Genomic DNA, 17511 nt, shown 5'->3' on the forward strand with positions numbered 1-17511 from the left:
ACGAGGGCATGACCGAACACCAGCAGTTCACGACGCCCGAGGGTGGCGGCGAGCCCGTCGACGAGGAACCGGACGCGGTCGCGGTCGAGGCAGGCGGAGGCGACTTCGTCACCTCGCCCGAGGAGACGGCGATGCACATCGAGGAGACCGAGGAGGGCGGCGGCCGCGTCGACCGTCCGGGCGACGGTTACCTCGACGAGTAGGCACTTTCGGCTGACTCACGGAGGGTGACGCCAGGTCAACGCGGGATCGCTCGAATGTCGCTCGAGTTTGGCTTGAGCGGCCGTTCGTCTAGGACACAAGCTGACCTCAAGTGGTCCTAGAGTCCTTCATGTCGGGACAAACGAGCGAAGGACAGAAGCGATGACCACCACCGAGATCCTCACCGGCGAGCGCGCGGACCTCCTCGAGACCCTGAAGCAGCACCGCTGGTTCCTGACGTTCACCGCGCAGGGCCTGAGCGACGAGCAGGCGGCGTCGAGCCCGACCGCGAGCGCGCTCAGCATCGGCGGTCTGATCAAGCACGTCGCGACGGTCGAGGAGAGCTGGGTCAAGTTCATCGAGCACGGCACCTCGGCGATGGAGTCCGACCCCGAGTCGACGGACTACGAGAACCACGAGGCGAACTTCCGCATGGAGCCGGGCGAGACGCTGGAGAGCATCATCGCCCGCTACAACGACATCGCGGCGCACACCGACAAGCTGGTCGAGACGGTCGACATGGACCTCTCGCACCCGCTGCCGTCCGCCCCGTGGTTCCCCGAGGGCAAGACGTGGTCGGCCCGGCGCGTGTTCGTTCACATCGTCGCCGAGACCTCGCAGCACGCGGGCCACGCGGACATCATCCGCGAGACGATCGACGGTCAGAAGACGATGGGCTGAGCTAGGCGCTAGGCGTTCGGCGGCGAGAAGGTCGAGAGGAACTGGTCCCGGAAGTCGCTCATCCGCGACACCGGGGCCGACCCTCCCGGCTTGATCCCGTCGTCCCACTTCCAGGCCCCGACCTCGGCCATCACGGCCGGGTCCTTGGCGACGACGGTGATCGGCACGTCCCGCGAGGCTCCTTCGCCGGTCACCATCTGCGCGGGCTGGTGGTCGCCGAGGAACACCATCACCAGGTTCTCGTCGCCGTACTTCTCGATGTACGAGAGCACGGACTCCAGCGAGTACGAGATGGAATGCGCGTAGTCGGCGCGCACAGCCGCAGGGTCGCGGCCGAAGATCGACTCGGGCGGGTCGTTCGATGCGGGCATCGTCGAGTAGATCGAGCCGTCGCCCAGTTCGTCCCAGTTCACGGAGTCCGGGGTCGGTGACCACGGCGCGTGCGAGGACACCATCGGGATCGCCGCCATCACCGGGCCGTGGGCCTTCGCGCGCTCGTTGCGTTGGAACGACTCCAAGGTGAACTGGTCGGGGGTCGTCGCATAGCCGAACCGCGGGCCGTTGTAACCGAGGTCCTGGGCGGCGTAGATCTTGTCGTAGTGGAAGAAGTCGCCCTCCGGCCACGCCTGCGTGATGCCGGGGACGACACCGACCGAACGCCACGACGACTCCCGGAACGCACGCGGCAGCGTCAGCCGGTCGGAGGCCACGAGGTTGCGGTACCGCTGCTGGTTGTCGATCCACAGCCCGGACAGCAACGTCGCCTGCGCCATCCAGCTGCCCCCGCCGGCGGTCGGCGACGTCAGGTACGCCGAGCGGGACGAGTACCCGGCCGCCTTCAGCCGGTCGTTGCCCTGGGCCAGCTTCGCGGCGACGTCCGGCATGTCCAGCGCCGACTTGCCGTAGCTCTCCACGAACGTGAAGACGACGTCCTTGCCCTGCAACGAGGACAGCAGTCCGGGGCGGTCGCGGAACGCGTCGGCCGAGGCCTCCGCCGCGAACACCTCCCGGTCGTTCAGACCGGCCTGGACGCGCCGCGCGTGGTCGACCAGCGCCGTCGCGGCGGCGTCGGAGTAGACCGGAACCCCCGGCACGGCAAGAGAAACGCACACCACGACCGCCGCGGCCACGGCCCGGATCGCGACGGGACGCCGTCCGGCGGCGACAGAACCGAGGCGCTGCACGGACACCGCCGCGACGAACACGATCCCGGCGACCAGCACGACCGCGAGCCCCACGGCGAGAACGGAGGCGAAGCGGCCGAACGTCACGTCCACGAAGTCGATGGCGGGCACCAGCAGCGGCCAGTCCAGCACGAGGTCGAACGGCCGGTACAGCACCATGTCGAAGCCGATGTCCATGATCTTCACGACCGTGAACAGACCCAGCGCGACACCTCCCGCGATGGCTGCGGGCTTGCGGAACCGGTCCGGCAGCAGCACCAGCACGAGCACGCCGACGAGGCCTTCGAGCGGCACCCGCAGGAACGCCTCGAAGGAGAACTTCTCGAGGTCGCTCGGTGCGATGAGCACGAACAACACGAACAGCCCTGCCAGCACCGTGGCCGTCCGTCGCAGCAACATCTTCACCGAGAAGCCCCTTTCCAGACCCTATGAGGTAAAACGCGGCAAGGCCCGCGAACGGTTCACCTGCTCTACGATCGGCTTCGTGACCCGCCCGCACGTTCTGCTCAGCGTCGCCGTCAGCCTCGACGGCCACATCGACGACCGCGGCACCGAGAGGTTCCCTCTTTCGAACGCCGAGGACTTCGACCACGTCGACCGGATGCGCGCGGAGTCGGACGCGATTCTGGCGGGGGCCGAGACGTTGCGCCGTGACAACGCGCGACTGCTCGTCTACAGCGACGAGCGGCGCGCGGCGCGAACAGCGGACGGCAAACCGGAGTACCCGTTGCGCGTCACCGTCACCAGAAGTGGAAATCTGGACCCTGACCTGCGGTTCTGGCACTGCGGCGGGGCCAGCCTGGTGTACTCGCGCACCCCGGAGACCACGGTCGGCCACCTCACCGAGACGAAGACCTTCAGCGAATTCTCGGAGATTCTCGACGATCTCGGCGCGCGAGGCGTGAGAAAGCTCATGGTCGAAGGCGGCACGAGCATTCACACCGCGTTCCTCGAAGCCGGACTGGCCGACGAGATCCGGGTGGCGGTGGCACCGATGCTGATCGGACAGGCGACGGCCCCGCGTTTCGTGAATCCCGCCGAATTCCCCGGTGGACCGGCACGCCGATTCCACCTGGAGGACGTCACGAAAGTCGGGGACGTCGCGGTGCTCCGCTACTTCCCGAAAGTCACTTCCGAACGAGCTTGAGCGCGCCGAAGATCTGTTCGCGGCGGTAGACCGCGATCACCAGCGCCCACACCATGAAGATCAGCGGCATCATCGCGTCGTCGAAGCCGCCGTTGGTGACCAGCGTCAGCTCGGTCAGCGCCGCGCCGGCCATGATGCCCGCGAGGCCCAGCGCCGCGAGGCCGCAGATGCGCGGGATGAGCAGGCCGATCGCGGTGGCGATCTCCAGCACACCGGTGAAGTAGCGGAACCACTGACCGAAGCCGATGTCGTCGAACTTGGCGACGAACGAGTCGGTGAACAGCGCGTAGCCGTTCATCACGAACTGCACGGCGAGCACGATCTGCAGGATCCAGACGACGATGTTGCCGATCTTCGCCGCTGTTGAGGTCTGCTCAGGCATGGCGGGATTCTCGCACCGAAACGGCCGCGTTGTTCCACAGCCAGAGCACATCGCGACCGAACGACCACACGAGCGATGCCAGCGCGAGACCAACGAGGACGCCCGCGAACGGCAGCAGGCCGGACGCCGCCACGACGAGGAAGATCCCCTGGACCGCGGCCACGACCTTGCGGGCGTAGCTGCCCGGCAACGGCGCGTTCATCCAGCGGAAGCGCCAGGAAGCGGCCACGAACACGTACCGCATGAGCCCGATCGCGAGCACCCACGGCCCCATGTGCACGGCCACGTACGCGCTGAGCACCAGGATCAGGAACGCGTCGACCTCCATGTCGAACCGGGCGCCCAGCGCGGTCGAGGTGCCCGTGCGGCGAGCGACCTGGCCGTCCACCCAGTCGAGTGACAGCGCGACGGCCGCCAGCGTCACGACCAGCGCGACCGGGACGTCCTGCCCGGCGCGGTCCGCGACCAGGGCGGTCACCGCGCCGACCATCAGGCCGCGAGCGAGCGTGACCCGGTCAGCAGGACCCAAAGCCGAGGTGCGGTGTCGTTGCATGCCGTAGCCGAGGAACGCCCACGTGGCGAACCCGTAGGCCAGACCGGCGGCCCAGCCGAGCGGGCCGAGACCGGTGGTGGCACCGACCACGCCCAGCGCGAGGACCTGGAGCACCGCCCAGATGGCAGGCTCCCGCAGGACGGGTGCGGTCCTGGTGTGCTGAAGTGTGATCATCAGGTGCCCCTAACGAACTTCGTGCGGCGGAGGTGTTGTGAGTGACACGTACGGCGAGTGCCTTTTGGCTCAACGAATCCGGAAAAGGTGAAGTTCGGCAGGTCACACTGGCCGAGCCCGGTCCGGGTGAGGTCGAGGTGCGCACGCTGTTCTCGGGTGTCAGCCGCGGCACGGAGACCCTCGTGTTCCGCGGTGGCGTGCCGGAGAACCAGCGTGCGGTGATGCGGGCCCCCTTCCAGGAGGGTGACTTCCCGTGGCCGGTCAAGTACGGGTACCTCAACGTGGGCGTCGTCGAACACGGGCCGGAGAACCTGCGCGGGCGCACGGTGTTCTGCCTCTATCCACATCAGACTCGTTACTTGGTCCCGGAAGCGTCGGTCACGCTCGTGCCGGAGGCCGTTCCCGCTGCTCGGGCGGTGCTCGCGGGCACGGTGGAGACCGCGGTCAACGCCGTGTGGGACGCGCGTCCGCTGGTCGGCGACCGGATCGCGGTGGTCGGCGGCGGCATGGTCGGGTCGAGCGTCGCGGCGGTGCTCGCCACGTTCCCCGGTGCCCGCGTCGAGCTCGTGGACGCCGATCCGGCCCGGGAGGAGGTGGCCCGGAAGCTCGGTGTCGGCTTCGCCCTGCCGGACGACGCTCTCGACGGCTGCGACCTCGTTTTCCACGCCAGTGCGACCGAACCCGGTCTCACCACGGCTCTCGGCCTGCTCGCGCCGGAGGGCCGCGTGATCGAGCTGAGCTGGTACGGCGACAGGAAGATCTCCGTGCCGCTGGGCGAGTTCTTCCACTCGCGCCGTCTGACGATCCGCAGCAGCCAGGTCGGCACCGTCGGCCGGCCCGACCGCACCTACGCCGAACGCATGGCGGTCGCGCTCGACCTGCTGGCCGACGACAGGTTCGACGCGCTGATCACGGGCCACAGCGCGTTCGAGGAACTCCCGGACGTCATGCCGAAGCTGGCCGACGGCGAGATTCCGGCGCTGTGCCACCGGATTGACTACGGTCAGGCCCATGTTTCCGAGTGACACCACGGTCGACGTCCGCGGCAGGAGCGTGGCCGTGCTCCCGGTCGGCAGCACCGAGCAGCACGGCCCGCACCTGCCACTGGCCACCGATTCCGTGATCGCGTGGACCATCGCGTCGGACATCGCGGCCAGGTATCCGGTCCGCCTGCTGCCGCCGATCCAGTTCTCGTGCTCGCAGGAGCACGCCGACTGGCCGGGGACCGTCAGCGTCTCCGCGCGCACGTTGATCTCAATGGTCACGGACATCGCGGAGTCCTTGCGGCGCAACGGTGTCACGAACGTCGTGCTGGTCAACGGCCACGGCGGCAACTACGTGCTGTCCAACATCGTGCAGGAGGGCGAGGGCCTGGCCCTGTTCCCCGGCCGGGACGACTGGGCGTTCGCGCGGGAGAAGGCCGGCATCGAGACCTCGGCGTACAGCGACATGCACGCGGGCGAGCTGGAGACCTCGATCCTGCTGCACGCGCACCCCGATCTGATCCGGCCCGGCTACGAGACCTCCGACCACCTGGCGGAGGACAGGCGGCACATGCTCACCCTGGGTCTGGCGCCGTACACGTCCTCCGGCGTCATCGGGCGTCCCTCGCTCGCGTCAGCGCGCAAGGGCGAGCTCCTGCTCGCGGGGCTCGCCGAGTCGTTCCGCCACTACCTCGACCTCTTCGGTCTTGGCACGGCGTGACAGGAACAGCACGACCGCGCCGGGCAGTGCGGCGATGAGCGCCAGCACGCCGTAGACGATGCCCGTGGTGAAGCCCTGCGCGGCGCCCAGACCGGCGGCACCGAACGCCACCGCGAGGAACGCCTCGCGCGGGCCGAACCCGCCGATGTTCACCGGGATCGCCATGATCAGCAGCGCCAGCACGACGACCGGCGCGAGCTGGGTGATCGTCGCGTCCGACCCGGCGGCGCGGGCGGCCACCAGGAACATCGCCACGTAGCCCGCGACCGTGGCGGCCGACAGCCCGATGACGGCGGGCCAGGTCCGCAGCGACAGCAGCCTGATGCCGTCCGCGAGGGTGTTGACCAGCGCCTTGCGCACCGGCCGGACGTTCCAGCCGACGGCGGTGAGGACGGCCAGCCCGGCGAGGACCAGCGCGACCGTGGTGTCGTTCGGTGCCAGGTCGAGACCGGGCGCGGGGTGCGTGAGCAGCACCGCGAGCCCGATCCCGATGAGCACGATCTGACCGGCGAAGCGCTCGAAGAACACGGCGCGCACGCCCCGTCCGACGTCGCCCGACTCACGGCCGTGGTTGACCGCCCGGTGCACGTCACCGAGCACCCCCGCGGGCAGCACGGCGTTGACGAGCTGGGCGCGGTAGTAGTCGCTGACCGCGGTGCGCAAGGTCAGCGGCAGGCCGAGGCGGCGCGCGACGAGGACCCAGCGACCCGCGCTGAGCACCGTCGTCACGAGCCCGATCGCCAGTGCGGCGGCCACGGAGAACGCGTCGATCGCGCGCAGTCCGTCGAGGAACGCCCCGGTGCCCAGGCGCACGCCCAGAGCCACCAGGATGCCCAACGCCAGCACCAGGCGAAGCCAAGGCCAGAACTTCTTCATCACACAGCTCCCGGTAGTGCCAGCAAGTCGACGTGGTGGACCACCACGGAGGCCGTTGACCTGCGGCGCAGGTACTCGGAGGCCTCCGAGGCGAGTGCGGGTTCCTGCTCCACCGCGGCGTCGACCCAGCCCTTGAGCCACTCGGACTGCAGGGCGTCGCCGTGCATCCGCCAGGGGCTCTGAGCTGTCCGAACCGAAGCGCCGGCTGCCACGAACGCCTCTTCGGCAGCGGCGGGAGCATCAGGTCCGAGCAGACGGCGCCCGTCCACGACGCGACGCTGGTGAGCGTTGAACGCGTCCTGGAAGGCGGCGTCGAGCGGCTCGGCCGGATCGATGTCGATCCGGCCGGCCACCGAGAGCGTGAACAGAGCGGGCACATGTGCTTCTACGCATGCAACCGCCAGAGCGTTCATCTCGTCAGTAGTGAGCAAGTCGAGCAAAGCGGAGCAAGTGACCAGGTCAGCGCCTGCGATGTCGGCGGCTTCCAGAGACGTCAGGTCACCCTCGCGCGTCTCGGCGGTGACGTTCTCGAGGGCGCTCATGCCGGCCTCGGCCAGCCCGAGCAGCCGGGGGTCGCGGTCGTGCAGCACCCAGTGCTGTACGCCGCCGAGCCTCCCGGCGAGCCATCGTCCCATCGATCCCGTTCCACAACCCAGGTCACGGATCGTCAGGGGGTTTCGGTTCACCAGAGTTTCGCGGAGGGCGTCCACGAGCTCCGTCGAGCGTGCCTGTGCGTCGGCGTTTTCCCGCAGTGCCAGCCATTCCGGGGCGAAGGTCATGGCCGGAGCGTAGCCAGCACCCTCCGCAGGTCCTCTGTGGATTCATCCCAAGTGGACAGAACGGCCCGCCGGGCGAGCGCCTTCGCACGCAGCTCGGCCCGGAAACCTTGATCTTCGAACCAGCGCGTCAGCGCAGCTTCCAATGCATATTCGTCCCCGGCGGGAATGAGCAGGCCACCGTCACCGAGGGCGTCCGGGACCGCGCTCGCGATGACCGGCAGACCGTGCGCGAGCGCCTCGGTGACGACCATGCCGTAGGTCTCGTTGCGGGAGGCCAGCACGAAGAGGTCGGCACTGGCGTACGCGCTGCTCAGAGCCTTGCCGGCGAGCGGCCCGGGGAAGCTGACGCGGTCGTCTCGCGGGAGTTCGCGCAGGAACGGCCGGTGCGGGCCCACGCACGTCAGCCGCCAGTCGCGTTCGATCCTCCGCAGAGCCCTGACCAGCAGGTCGTGGCCTTTGCGGGGTGTGATGGACGCGACGCAGAGCAGGTGGTGGATGCCATCCGTGCCGTGTGCCCGCGGCGCCGGATCGGTGCCTGGGAGGACGACGTGGACGTGGTCGAGCCCATGCCTGCGCTCGATGTCGCGCGCGGCCGTCGGGCTCGTCGCGATGACCGCCTTCGCGGCCCGCAGGACCTGCCCTTCGCGGGCGTCGAGAGCGCGTGCGGTGCCGGGGTCGAGGCCCGTCTCGTCGGCGAGCGGCAGGTGCACGAGGACAGCGATGTTCAATCTTCGTGTGTGAGGAACGACGATTTCGGGTAGACCGCAACTCACGAGGCCGTCGAGGAGCACGACGTCTCCGTGCGGGATCGCCGCAAGCGTTTGCTCCAACGCGGTGGCATCGCTGGGACTCGGCCAGTCACCAGCGACGAGCAGACGGTTCAGGCCGGCGCTCACGCGCAGGTCGTAGACGTTGCCGCCGCTGGGACTGCCCGGATCTCCGACGTCAGCCGGAAGGACGAAGTGCACGTTCGTAGCCCGCCCACGCCACATGCGACTCGTGAAGTGTGACGGCGATCGCATCGATCCCGTGAGCACCCTCACCCAGGGCACCCTCGGAGATCTTGTCCGCGAGCTGGTCCGCGATGTGTTTCGCGAGCCATTCCGTGGAGGTGTTGATGCCCGCGAACTGGGGTTCTTCGTCCAGGTTGCGGTAGTTGAAAGCGGCCAGGACCTTGTTCAGCTCCTGGGTGGCGAGTCCGATGTCGACGACGATGTTGTCCGAATCGAGCTCAGCCCGTTTGAACGTTGCGTCCACCACGAACGTTGCTCCATGGAGACGTTGTGCTGGACCGAAGACCTCGCCGCGGAAACTGTGGGCGATCATCACGTGATCGCGAACGGTGATGCTGAACAGGGTGACCTCCGCTGTGCGGTCGGGTTACGGTGCGACTCCATCCGAGCGTAGCTGCACGTTCGGAAGGCGCCTGGTGACAAGGGGACCGGAGATGTTCGAAGAGGCCTTCACCGAGGAAGACGTTGCGGAGTCCGATCTGGTGACCCGCCGTGGCACCTTCCGCGCAGTCGCGTTCCGCGCGGACGGCCACGAGCACATGGCCCTGGTGTACGGCAAGACGAAGCTGCGCGAGAACGTCCTGGTGCGAATCCACTCCGAGTGCATGACCGGCGACATCTTCGCCGCGATGCGCTGCGAGTGCGGCGAGCAACTCGACGCCGCGCTGAACACGATCGTGCGTGAGGGCAGCGGGATCCTCGTCTACCTGCGCGGCCACGAGGGGCGCGGAATCGGCCTGGTGTCGAAGATCCGCACCCACGTGCTGCAGGACCAGGGACTGGACACGTTGGACTCGGCCACGTCACTCGGCCTGCCCGTCGACGTCCGCGACTACTCCCCCGCGGCTCGCGTGCTCAAGCACCTGCGCGTGCAGTCCGTGCGGCTGATGTCCAACAACCCGGACAAGATCGCGGCGCTGGAGTCCCACGGGATCTCGGTGACCGCGCGTGTCCCGTCGCTGATGACGCCCAACGCGCACAACATCGCGTACCTGACGGCGAAGCGGGACCGGCTCGGTCACGACCTGCCCCAGGTCGAGGAGTTCACGACGCTGCCGCATGCCCGCTGACCATTGCTTTCCCAGCATGTGGCGCCCAGACTGGGCCGATGCTGGCGCTGCGGGCAGGGCGTGCGTTCGACGGTGAGCGGTCCGTTCCGGGCCCCGTCACGGTCCTCGTCGAGGACGGGAAGATCACGGCCGTCGAACAGGGGCGTCCCGACGTCACCGGTGCCGAGGTGGTCGACCTCGGCACCGCCACCGTCCTGCCCGGACTGATCGACACCCACGTCCACCTGTGCGCGGACAGCGAGAACGGTGCGCTGGACCGCCTGCCGGACTTCACCTCCGAACACCTCGACGCGGTCATCAGGGACAGCCTCGACCGGCAGCTGCGAGCCGGCGTGACCACCGTCCGCGATCTCGGTGACCGGCAGTGGTCGGTGCTCGACCAGCGATCCCGGCACCGCCAGCGCGTCCTCGCGTCCGGTCCGCCCATCACCTCCCCGCGCGGCCATTGCTGGTCGATGGGCGGCGAGACCAGCGGTGACGACGCACTCCGCGAGGCGGTGCGGGAACGTGCCGAACGGCGCGCCGACGTCGTCAAGGTCATGGCCAGCGGCGGGTTCGCGACGCCCGGCACCGCCGTCGGCGACTGCCAGTTCACCGAGCACGAACTCCGTGTGGTCGTGGAGGAATCCCACGCCCACGGACTGCCGGTGACCGCCCACGCGCACAGCCTGGCCGCGGTACAACGAGCCGTGGCCGCGGGCGTGGACGGCATCGAGCACTGCACGTGCCTCACGAATCGAGGCATGCAGATGCCGGTGGAACTGATGGACGCGCTCGCCGAGGCCGGCATCGCCGTCTGCCACACCCTCGGCAACACGCAGGATCCGCCGCCACACGTCATGGCGGCGTTCGAACGCGCCGGGATGAGCATCGCCGCGAAGCTGAACATCGTGGGCCTCATGCACGACCACGGCGTCAAGGCGGTGTCCGGCACCGACGGCGGGATCGGGGCGGGCAAGCCGCACGGCATCACCGCCCACGCCCTCGGTCACATGATCGAGGCGGGCGTTCCGAACGCGGCCGTGCTGGCCGGTGCCACCAGTCAGGCGGCGAAGGCGCTGGGCCTGCGCAAAGGGCTGCTGAGACCCGGCTGGGACGCGGACGTCATCGCCGTGCAAGGAGATCCCGTGCGGGACATCACGGCGTTGCACCACGTGACGACCGTGGTGATCGGTGGTCAGATCGTGACGACCGTCTTACCGGCGGACCGCCGCGAGTAGACGTGGTCCACCGCGTCGAGCGCTTCGGACAGCGGGAAGACCTTGCCCACGGCGGCTTTCAGCGAGCCCGCCTCAACCAGCACGCGCAGCTCGTCGAAGACGTCAGCGCGCTCGGTGGACATCAGCGGGACGAACTTCCTGGACGAGAACGGGTTCAGCAGGAGTGAGCCCAGCGACTTGTGGAAACCGCCCGTGATCGAACCGCCGGTCTCTGCACCGACCAGCACGATCCTGCCGCGCTCGTTCGTGGCTCCACGCAGCCGGGACAACGGCCTGGCGCCGCCGCAGTCCAGGATCAGGTCGTACGTGCCGGAGAAGTCTTCGACGGTGTAGTCGAAGACCTCGTCGGCGCCCAGGGACCGCACCAGCTCGACCTTGCGCGTGCTGCACACACCGGTCACATGTGCGCCCAGCGCTTTCGCGATCTGGACCCCGAACGACCCGACGCCACCGCCCGCGCCGAGGACCAGAACCCGTTGTCCCGGCCGGATTCCGCGCAACCCCTGCAGCGCCGTCCCTCCCGAGATCGGCAGCGCGGCCGCCTCCGTGAACGAGATACCGTCCGGCTTGCGCGCCAGCCGTGAGACCGGCGCGACCGCGTACTCGGCGAACGACCCGTCGCACGTGCCGAACACCTCGTCGCCGACCGCGAACCCGGTGACACCGGGCCCGATCTCCTTCACCACACCGGCGACGTCCCGTCCCGGCACCGGCGACTTCGGCCCGCGAAGCCCGAACCCGAGGAACCGCAGGAGGTACGGCTTGCCGGTGAGCAGGTGCCAGACACCCATGTCGACGCCCGCCGCCCGCACCTCCAGCAGAACCTCACCCTGCCCAGGCACAGGCACATCGAGGTCACCGGGCACCGCCGATCCGTATCTTCGTTGCACTACAGCCTTCACAGCTCTTCCTCCTCCGGGTACTGGAACACTTCCTCGAGCGACACCCCGAACACGCGGGCGATCTTGAAGGCCACCTCCAGCGAGGGCGAGTACTTGCCCTGCTCGACGGCGATCAACGTCTGCCGCGTCACGCCGATGGCCGCGGCGAGATCGGCCTGCTTCATCTCGCCGTGCGCGAAACGCAACGCACGGATGGAGTTCGTGACTTTGGTCGGCTTCACGGCATCCCCTGCCGGTAGAACGCGATCTTCGCCAGGGAACCGAGCACCGCGGACAGCACGAAGCACAGGTAGAGCACGTTGGCGATCCAGAAGTACGGCGCCTCGAGCATCGCGAGCGCCATCGCGGACACGCCACCGATGGCGATGAACGACTGGCCGATGTGGTCACCGAACCGGCCGATCTCCTGGTCCCGTTCGTCCGCCTGCAGCCCGTCGTCGCGGGCGGCGATGCCGAGCCAGATCCCGGACACGATGCCGGCGACGATCCCGCCCAGGATCGTCCACAGCAACGCGCCGACGTACGGCGCCTCGGCCAGCGGACGTCCCGCCATCCCGTTCAGGACGAGCACGACATACACGGCATAACCAGCTATGGCGATGATCGCCAAGGCCCACGCCCGCTTCTCCTCGAACGCCATGTCCCGCTCCTGATGTCAAAGAAACCTGACATCACCAAGGTAAAGCGAATCAGACACCGTGTCAAACATCTTTGACTTAACCTTTTCGTGATCAACGCGTCCGTATGGCGGTCGACTACCTCCGATCGGACCCATTAGCGTGCGGCGCATGCTCCGTCCGATCCTTGTTGCGTGCGCGCTCGCCCTCACGGCGTGCGGCCACGCGGTGACGGCGGAACCTCCCGCCGTCGCACGCACGCCGCCCCCGTCGCACACCCCCGCGGCAGCACCTCTCGTCGCGACGCCCGAGGTCTGCCCGCTGCCCGACAGCGGGTTCGAGTGCGACTTCCAGAAGCGGATCAAGGCCGCCCAGGACTACGCCGAGACCAGGCCGGGAACCACGGGTTTCGTGCTGCGCGACCGCAAGTCCGGCGCGACCTGGCGCAACGACCACGCCGGCGACATGACGTGGACCGCGTCGACGATCAAGCTCGCGATGGTCGTGAACCTGCTGGAGCGCCACCGCGCCAGCAAGATCAGGCTCAGTGCCGAGGACCGCCGCCTGATGAGCGCGATGCTGCACACGTCCGACGACGACGCGGCCGACACGCTGTGGAAGCGCTACACGGGCGCGACGTTCAACGCGGCGTTCGGCAAGTACGGAATGACCGATTTGTTGCCACAAAAGGGTTATTCGACCGCGTTCCCCTACTGGGGCTTCGAGAAGTGCACGGCCAACGACCTCGACCGCCTGATGAACTACGTCCTCGACTCCGTGCCCGCGGACGACCGCGCGTACATCCTCGGGCAGATGCGCGAGGTCGGGCCCGTGCAGCAGTGGGGCGTCTGGGGCCCCGACTCCGGCGCCAAGAACGGCTGGTCGGAGGAGGAGGGCGGCTGGGTGATGAACTCGGTCGGGTTCGTCGGGAAGGACGAGCGGTACACGCTCGCGATCATGAACAACCTCAAGGGCGAGGGCGCCTACGACGAGGGCCGCGCGACCGACACCGAGATCACGCGCATCCTGTTCCGCTAGAGCGGGTGTTGGCGCGGCATCGGTTCGAAGTGCTCTTGTCGAAGTCCGGCGGGTACAACGCGATCATGCGGATGCCTTCGGGACGCAGCGTTGCGACATGATCTCCGCATAGCGCCCCTGCCCCGCCTTGGCCGCGTGGAACGCGCCGTGCGCGGCATCGTCCACCTGGGACTCCGCCAGGAACGCCGCACCGTTGTCGACCAGGACGTCGACATGGCCGAGCAACTCGCCGGTCTGCCGCCACCTATGATCACCACGTTCGTGACCGAGAAGCTGCAACCTCGATCCCGGTGGAGGTCGAGCTGCTCCGCGAGCAGCGTGCGCCGTCAGCCCTGGACCGACTCCCAGAGGCAGAGCACGGTGCCCTCGCTGTCCTTGACGTACTGCGAGAACCCGTAGTCGCCCACGCGTTCCTTGGCGTTGAGCACCGCGCCGCCCGCCTCCACGACCTTGCTCGCCACGGCGTCGACGGACGGCACGTCGATGATCAGCACCGGCCCCTGCACGAACTCGGTCCGGGGCGAGATCCCGCCGTCGGCGTCGGCCACGTCGACCGGCTCCCCGTCGGTGTCGACGAGCACGTAGTCGAACGGCAGCCGCTGCGCCGACCACCCGAAGACGGCGCGGTAGAAGGCCGTCGCGCGGCCCAGGTCGTCCGCGGGCAGCTCGAACTTGACCCTGGTCATCGCGCGAGGTCCGGCACCTGGGCGACGAGCTCCTCCGGCGCGGACAGCCGCCAGGCCTCGAACACCAGCTCCTTCATCTCGTCGGCCTCGATGCCTTCGAGGTACACCACGACCCAGCCGAAGCCGCCGGACGTGAACTGCGGCTCGAACACCTCGGGCCGCTCGGCCACGAGCGCCTGCTGCTCGGACAGCGTCTGCTTCAGCCCGACCGTCTGCGTGCGCGGCCAGTAGTAGCCGAACACCTTGCCGCGCACGCGCAACGTGTCGTACTGCTGACCGGACGACCGCTGCGCCTCGGCGAGCCCGTCCACGATCTTGAAGAGCTGCTTGTTCGATGTCGCCACTGCCGACCCCCAAAGCCGAAGGCGGAAAGTATAAATCCGGCTTTCAGGACGCGGGCGCGGTGAGCCTCCCCAGATGCCCGACGACCAGTGCGGCGTGGGACAGCGGAGTGCTCAGGTCCTCGACGTCGCCGTTGGTCGTGTAGTCGAGCAGCACGACGTCGGCCGACTCCGCCAGCTCGCGCAAGCGCTCGACCTCGGCCCGCAGGCGGTGCTCCAGCACCCAGTGGTACGCCGGTGAGTAGATCTCCTGCCGGGCCTTGCGGTAGTCCAGCAACTCCTCGCCCGCAAGCCCCGCGCGGTGCCCGCGGACCGGCCCGAAGCGGCGGACCGTGCGCTTCAGGCCCTTCATCGACGTCACCGCGAGCTTCGACGGGTCGACGTCGGCGCCCTCGAAGACCTTCAGCGCCTGCCACAGCCCTTCGACGGACTCGCTCGTCACGCCGGGCGACAACGGCACCGGGATCTGGCCGTGCGGGAAGAAGGGGCTGAAGCGCACCCACGGCTCAGGGCCGCGGGAGGTCACGTCGATGACCACCGCGTCCGGGCGCTTCACCTTGCGACGCTTGCTCGCGACTTCGATCGGCATGGCCCGAGCATGGCAGGAGGGTCTGACAATTCCGGACGGTCAGCGCACCGGCTGAGCGGTCATGGTCGTCGTTGACGGGACACGGCTTCGTTGGGTCAGCACGACGCAGACGAGGACGACGGCCGCGGTGGCGAGGGCCGGCCAGCCGACCGGTTCGCCCAGGACGAGCGCCGACCACATGAGCGTCAGCACCGGTTGGGCCAGCTGGATCTGGCCGATCTTGGCCACACCGCCCGCGGCCAGGCCCGCGTACCAGGCGAAGAAGCCCAGGAACATCGAAATCAGTGACACATAAGCGAAACTGAGCCACACGACGCTGTCGTCACGCGAGAAGTCGGCTGTGTACAAGGAGATCGGGATGGTCACCGGGAGCGAGACGACCAGCGCCCAGCAGACGGTCCTGGCGCCGCCCAGTTCGCGGGAGAGCGCGCCTCCCTCGGCGTAGCCCAGGCCGCACAGCACCACGGCGACCAGCAGGTAACCGTCGGCCAGGCTCAGCGAGCCGGAGAAGCCGCCGCCGGTGGCCACGAACGCCAGCACCGCGAGCAGACCGGCGCCGCTGGCGAGCCAGAACCTGAGGGGTGGGCGCTCGGAGGCGCGCAGGACCGCCCAGATCGCCGTGGACATGGGCAGCACCGCGATCACGACGGCGCCGTGGGCCGAGGTCTGCGTGGTGAGGGCCAGGGACGTGAGGAGCGGGAAACCGACCACGATGCCGAGGGCGACGATGAGCAGGCGGCGGACCTGCGTTACCGAGGGCAGGGGCGCTCGCGATAACGCGAGGTAGGCGATCGCCAGGAGCCCGGCGACGAAGGCGCGGCCGAACGCGACGAACCAGGCGTCCAGTCCCGCCACTGCCAGGCGGGTCGCTGGCAGGGAGAAGCTGAAACCCAGGACGCCGAGCGCGCCGAGTGTTACCCCCGCTGGCACGATAACGTTACTCTTGGCTCTCATGAATGAGGATAACGCAGCTGTCCGCGTTATCGAGCACCTGAGAGCAGCGGCACTGTCCGGTCGTCCCGGCGACCGCATGCCCTCGGTGCGCGAGCTGATGGCACGGCACCGGGCATCGCCTGCGACGGTCCAGCAGGCGATCCAGCGCGTGGCCGCCGAAGGGCTGGTCGAGGTGCGTCCCGGCCGCGGCAGCTTCGTCGCCCCGCGGACGGCGGCCGCGAGCCACGACCTGTCGTGGCAGGCCGTCGCACTCGGCGAGGGCAGGCCCGGTGAGGACCTGGTGGCGAACCTCGTCGCGGTGCCGAAACCCGAGGCCATCCCGCTGACCAGCGGCTACCTCGATCCCGACCTGCAGCCGACCGACGCGCTCGGCGCCGCGCTCAGCCGCGCCGCACGCCGTCCCGCCTCGTGGGGACGCGTCCCGGTGGAGGGCAAGGAGGAGCTGCGCGCGTGGTTCGCGAAGGAGGCCGGCGGCGAACTCAGGGCCGGCGACATCACGGTGTGCGCGGGCGCCCAGGAAGCACTCGCGACGGTCTTCCGCGGGCTTGGTGAGCGTGGCGACGCCGTGCTGGTCGAGTCCCCCACCTACCTCGGTGCGATCGCGGCGGCGCGCGATGCCGGGCTCAAGGTCGTTCCGGTGCCGGCGGACCAGGACGGTGTGCGGCCGGACCTGCTCCAGGCAGCGTTCGAACGCACCGGTGCGAAGGTCTTCTACTGCCAGCCGCTGCACGCGAACCCGCACGGCGCCGTGCTGTCCGACGAGCGGCGTGCCGAGGTCATGCGGATCGTCCGCGGCGTGGGCGCGTTCCTGGTCGAGGACGACTGGGCGCGCGGCTTCACCATCGACGGCACCGCGCCGCCGACGCTGGTCTCGCAGGACACCGACGGCCACGTCGTCTACGTCCGCTCGCTCACCAAGGTCGCCGCGCCCGGCCTGCGCGTCGCCGCGATCGGCGCCCGCGGCCCGGCGGGCACCCGGCTGAAGAACACCCGGTCGCGGCAGGACCTGTACGTCGCGGGGCCCTTGCAGGAGGCAGCGATCGACTTCGTGACGTCCCCTGTCTGGCGACGGCACCTCCGCACGCTCCAGCAGTCCTTGAGGTCCAGGCGTGACGCTCTGAGACGCGCGCTCGGCGAGCACCTGCCCGAGCTCGAGATCGCCAGGTCGTCCGGCGGGCTGCACCTGTGGGCACAGCTCCCCGACGACGTCGACGACCTGGAGCTCACGACGGCCGCCGCCGCGCGTGACGTCGTGGTGTTCCCCGGCCGGGCGTGGTTCGCCGCTGAACCACCGGGCGGTTTTCTCCGTTTGACCTATGGCGGAGCACCTGAGCACGTGCTCGCCGAGGGCGTCCGGCGGCTGGCCGAAGCCATGTCCACCCTGCGGCGATGACCGCTTC

General features: G+C 69.0%; 24 protein-coding genes. 9 read left to right on the forward strand and 15 right to left on the reverse strand.

Translation table 11 applies throughout. The features are described from left to right. The first annotated feature begins 8 nt into the window (after window positions 1-8). Window positions 9-203: a hypothetical protein gene (locus tag DFR72_RS28940; protein WP_090068241.1), complete on the forward strand. Its 195-nt coding sequence runs from the start codon at window positions 9-11 to the stop codon at window positions 201-203. 160 nt (window positions 204-363) lie between these two features. Beyond that, complete coding sequence (locus tag DFR72_RS28945) at window positions 364-882, forward strand: DinB family protein (protein ID WP_090068240.1); 519 nt, start codon at window positions 364-366, stop codon at window positions 880-882. An 8-nt stretch (window positions 883-890) separates the two neighbouring features. Here DFR72_RS28945 and DFR72_RS28950 read toward each other — a convergent pair whose 3' ends face one another. Further along, complete coding sequence (locus DFR72_RS28950) at window positions 891-2465, reverse strand: alkaline phosphatase family protein (protein WP_090068605.1); 1575 nt, start codon at window positions 2463-2465, stop codon at window positions 891-893. A gap of 85 nt (window positions 2466-2550) precedes the next feature. Between DFR72_RS28950 and DFR72_RS28955 the strand changes: the two genes are divergently transcribed. Beyond that, window positions 2551-3213: a RibD family protein gene (locus DFR72_RS28955; RefSeq protein ID WP_090068603.1), complete on the forward strand. Its 663-nt coding sequence runs from the start codon at window positions 2551-2553 to the stop codon at window positions 3211-3213. Here DFR72_RS28955 and DFR72_RS28960 read toward each other — a convergent pair. Both DFR72_RS28960 and DFR72_RS28965 read right to left on the reverse strand, forming a co-directional pair. Beyond that, complete coding sequence (locus tag DFR72_RS28960) at window positions 3194-3595, reverse strand: DoxX family protein (protein ID WP_090068237.1); 402 nt, start codon at window positions 3593-3595, stop codon at window positions 3194-3196. The two genes, DFR72_RS28955 and DFR72_RS28960, sit on opposite strands and share 20 nt — an antisense overlap. Further along, a complete protein-coding gene (locus tag DFR72_RS28965; protein ID WP_090068235.1) occupies window positions 3588-4322 on the reverse strand; it encodes a CDP-alcohol phosphatidyltransferase family protein in 735 nt (244 codons plus the stop codon). The genes DFR72_RS28960 and DFR72_RS28965 overlap by 8 nt, the downstream gene beginning before the upstream one ends. 41 nt (window positions 4323-4363) lie before the next feature. On the opposite strand from DFR72_RS28965, the gene DFR72_RS28970 reads away from it, so the two are divergent. Further along, window positions 4364-5347 (forward strand): zinc-dependent alcohol dehydrogenase, encoded by a 984-nt coding sequence (locus tag DFR72_RS28970; protein WP_090068233.1) that lies wholly within the window; start codon window positions 4364-4366, stop codon window positions 5345-5347. Then, window positions 5334-6026 carry a creatininase family protein gene (locus DFR72_RS28975; protein WP_090068232.1) on the forward strand — a complete coding sequence of 231 codons (693 nt, stop codon included), beginning with the start codon at window positions 5334-5336 and terminating at the stop codon, window positions 6024-6026. Before DFR72_RS28970 ends, DFR72_RS28975 begins: the two co-directional genes overlap by 14 nt. On the opposite strand, the gene DFR72_RS28980 is transcribed toward DFR72_RS28975, so the two are convergent. The 4 genes from DFR72_RS28980 to DFR72_RS28995 form a co-directional block, all read right to left on the reverse strand. After that, the gene (locus DFR72_RS28980; protein ID WP_090068230.1) at window positions 5940-6902 is read right to left on the reverse strand and encodes a lysylphosphatidylglycerol synthase transmembrane domain-containing protein; all 963 of its coding nucleotides are present in this window, start codon (window positions 6900-6902) and stop codon (window positions 5940-5942) included. The two genes, DFR72_RS28975 and DFR72_RS28980, sit on opposite strands and share 87 nt — an antisense overlap. Then, entirely contained in the window at window positions 6902-7681 is a 780-nt protein-coding gene (locus DFR72_RS28985) for a class I SAM-dependent methyltransferase (RefSeq protein ID WP_170176434.1), read from the reverse strand. The genes DFR72_RS28980 and DFR72_RS28985 overlap by 1 nt, the downstream gene beginning before the upstream one ends. After that, window positions 7678-8409, reverse strand: coding sequence for a glycosyltransferase family 4 protein (locus DFR72_RS28990; RefSeq protein ID WP_342768681.1), 732 nt, complete (start codon window positions 8407-8409; stop codon window positions 7678-7680). The genes DFR72_RS28985 and DFR72_RS28990 overlap by 4 nt, the downstream gene beginning before the upstream one ends. 217 nt (window positions 8410-8626) lie before the next feature. Beyond that, a complete protein-coding gene (locus tag DFR72_RS28995) occupies window positions 8627-9037 on the reverse strand; it encodes a 6-pyruvoyl trahydropterin synthase family protein (protein WP_090068229.1) in 411 nt (136 codons plus the stop codon). 91 nt (window positions 9038-9128) lie between these two features. Here DFR72_RS28995 and ribA point away from each other — a divergent pair, with 91 nt between their 5' ends. Together ribA and DFR72_RS29005 are read left to right on the forward strand one after the other, a co-directional pair. Beyond that, window positions 9129-9764, forward strand: coding sequence for a GTP cyclohydrolase II (gene ribA, locus DFR72_RS29000; RefSeq protein ID WP_090068227.1), 636 nt, complete (start codon window positions 9129-9131; stop codon window positions 9762-9764). Window positions 9765-9802: 38 nt separating this feature from the next. Beyond that, window positions 9803-10984, forward strand: coding sequence for an amidohydrolase family protein (locus DFR72_RS29005; protein WP_090068225.1), 1182 nt, complete (start codon window positions 9803-9805; stop codon window positions 10982-10984). On the opposite strand, the gene DFR72_RS29010 is transcribed toward DFR72_RS29005, so the two are convergent. Genes DFR72_RS29010 through DFR72_RS29020 form a run of 3 tightly spaced genes read right to left on the reverse strand, consistent with a single transcriptional unit; the run spans window position 10942 to window position 12526 of the window. After that, complete coding sequence (locus DFR72_RS29010; protein ID WP_245983602.1) at window positions 10942-11826, reverse strand: NAD(P)-dependent alcohol dehydrogenase; 885 nt, start codon at window positions 11824-11826, stop codon at window positions 10942-10944. The two genes, DFR72_RS29005 and DFR72_RS29010, sit on opposite strands and share 43 nt — an antisense overlap. Before the next feature lie 56 nt (window positions 11827-11882). After that, window positions 11883-12107, reverse strand: coding sequence for a helix-turn-helix transcriptional regulator (locus DFR72_RS29015; protein ID WP_256239445.1), 225 nt, complete (start codon window positions 12105-12107; stop codon window positions 11883-11885). Beyond that, window positions 12104-12526, reverse strand: coding sequence for a hypothetical protein (locus DFR72_RS29020; RefSeq protein WP_090068221.1), 423 nt, complete (start codon window positions 12524-12526; stop codon window positions 12104-12106). The genes DFR72_RS29015 and DFR72_RS29020 overlap by 4 nt, the downstream gene beginning before the upstream one ends. 148 nt (window positions 12527-12674) lie before the next feature. Here DFR72_RS29020 and DFR72_RS29025 point away from each other — a divergent pair, with 148 nt between their 5' ends. Further along, window positions 12675-13541 (forward strand): serine hydrolase, encoded by an 867-nt coding sequence (locus DFR72_RS29025; RefSeq protein WP_211335565.1) that lies wholly within the window; start codon window positions 12675-12677, stop codon window positions 13539-13541. A gap of 63 nt (window positions 13542-13604) precedes the next feature. On the opposite strand, the gene DFR72_RS45065 is transcribed toward DFR72_RS29025, so the two are convergent. Genes DFR72_RS45065 through DFR72_RS29045 form a run of 5 tightly spaced genes read right to left on the reverse strand, consistent with a single transcriptional unit; the run spans window position 13605 to window position 16087 of the window. After that, a complete protein-coding gene (locus DFR72_RS45065) occupies window positions 13605-13820 on the reverse strand; it encodes a hypothetical protein (RefSeq protein WP_090068219.1) in 216 nt (71 codons plus the stop codon). Between the two features lie 47 nt (window positions 13821-13867). Beyond that, window positions 13868-14227 (reverse strand): VOC family protein, encoded by a 360-nt coding sequence (locus DFR72_RS29030; protein WP_090068217.1) that lies wholly within the window; start codon window positions 14225-14227, stop codon window positions 13868-13870. Beyond that, window positions 14224-14571, reverse strand: coding sequence for an MmcQ/YjbR family DNA-binding protein (locus DFR72_RS29035; RefSeq protein ID WP_090068216.1), 348 nt, complete (start codon window positions 14569-14571; stop codon window positions 14224-14226). The genes DFR72_RS29030 and DFR72_RS29035 overlap by 4 nt, the downstream gene beginning before the upstream one ends. 43 nt (window positions 14572-14614) lie before the next feature. Beyond that, a complete protein-coding gene (locus DFR72_RS29040; protein WP_090068214.1) occupies window positions 14615-15157 on the reverse strand; it encodes a DUF6939 family protein in 543 nt (180 codons plus the stop codon). Window positions 15158-15196: 39 nt separating this feature from the next. Continuing rightward, a complete protein-coding gene (locus tag DFR72_RS29045) occupies window positions 15197-16087 on the reverse strand; it encodes a DMT family transporter (RefSeq protein WP_211335566.1) in 891 nt (296 codons plus the stop codon). A 22-nt stretch (window positions 16088-16109) separates the two neighbouring features. Between DFR72_RS29045 and DFR72_RS29050 the strand changes: the two genes are divergently transcribed. Next, window positions 16110-17504 (forward strand): aminotransferase-like domain-containing protein, encoded by a 1395-nt coding sequence (locus DFR72_RS29050; protein ID WP_090068210.1) that lies wholly within the window; start codon window positions 16110-16112, stop codon window positions 17502-17504. The last annotated feature ends 7 nt before the right edge of the window (window positions 17505-17511 follow it).

The sequence above is a fragment of the Lentzea flaviverrucosa genome (genome assembly GCF_003350445.1).
Lineage (GTDB): Bacteria > Actinomycetota > Actinomycetes > Mycobacteriales > Pseudonocardiaceae > Lentzea > Lentzea californiensis.

Bases quoted from the DNA above. Each gene is read 5' to 3' on its own strand.
- DFR72_RS28940 (WP_090068241.1), top strand. From the start codon at position 9: ATGACCGAACACCAGCAGTTCACGACGCCCGAGGGTGGCGGCGAGCCC.
- DFR72_RS28945 (WP_090068240.1), top strand. From the start codon at position 364: ATGACCACCACCGAGATCCTCACCGGCGAGCGCGCGGACCTCCTCGAG.
- DFR72_RS28950 (WP_090068605.1), bottom strand. From the start codon at position 2,465: ATGTTGCTGCGACGGACGGCCACGGTGCTGGCAGGGCTGTTCGTGTTG.
- DFR72_RS28960 (WP_090068237.1), bottom strand. From the start codon at position 3,595: ATGCCTGAGCAGACCTCAACAGCGGCGAAGATCGGCAACATCGTCGTC.
- DFR72_RS28965 (WP_090068235.1), bottom strand. From the start codon at position 4,322: ATGATCACACTTCAGCACACCAGGACCGCACCCGTCCTGCGGGAGCCT.
- DFR72_RS28975 (WP_090068232.1), top strand. From the start codon at position 5,334: ATGTTTCCGAGTGACACCACGGTCGACGTCCGCGGCAGGAGCGTGGCC.
- DFR72_RS28980 (WP_090068230.1), bottom strand. From the start codon at position 6,902: ATGAAGAAGTTCTGGCCTTGGCTTCGCCTGGTGCTGGCGTTGGGCATC.
- DFR72_RS28985 (WP_170176434.1), bottom strand. From the start codon at position 7,681: ATGACCTTCGCCCCGGAATGGCTGGCACTGCGGGAAAACGCCGACGCA.
- ribA (WP_090068227.1), top strand. From the start codon at position 9,129: ATGTTCGAAGAGGCCTTCACCGAGGAAGACGTTGCGGAGTCCGATCTG.
- DFR72_RS29005 (WP_090068225.1), top strand. From the start codon at position 9,803: ATGCTGGCGCTGCGGGCAGGGCGTGCGTTCGACGGTGAGCGGTCCGTT.
- DFR72_RS29020 (WP_090068221.1), bottom strand. From the start codon at position 12,526: ATGGCGTTCGAGGAGAAGCGGGCGTGGGCCTTGGCGATCATCGCCATA.
- DFR72_RS29025 (WP_211335565.1), top strand. From the start codon at position 12,675: ATGCTCCGTCCGATCCTTGTTGCGTGCGCGCTCGCCCTCACGGCGTGC.
- DFR72_RS29030 (WP_090068217.1), bottom strand. From the start codon at position 14,227: ATGACCAGGGTCAAGTTCGAGCTGCCCGCGGACGACCTGGGCCGCGCG.
- DFR72_RS29040 (WP_090068214.1), bottom strand. From the start codon at position 15,157: ATGCCGATCGAAGTCGCGAGCAAGCGTCGCAAGGTGAAGCGCCCGGAC.
- DFR72_RS29050 (WP_090068210.1), top strand. From the start codon at position 16,110: ATGAATGAGGATAACGCAGCTGTCCGCGTTATCGAGCACCTGAGAGCA.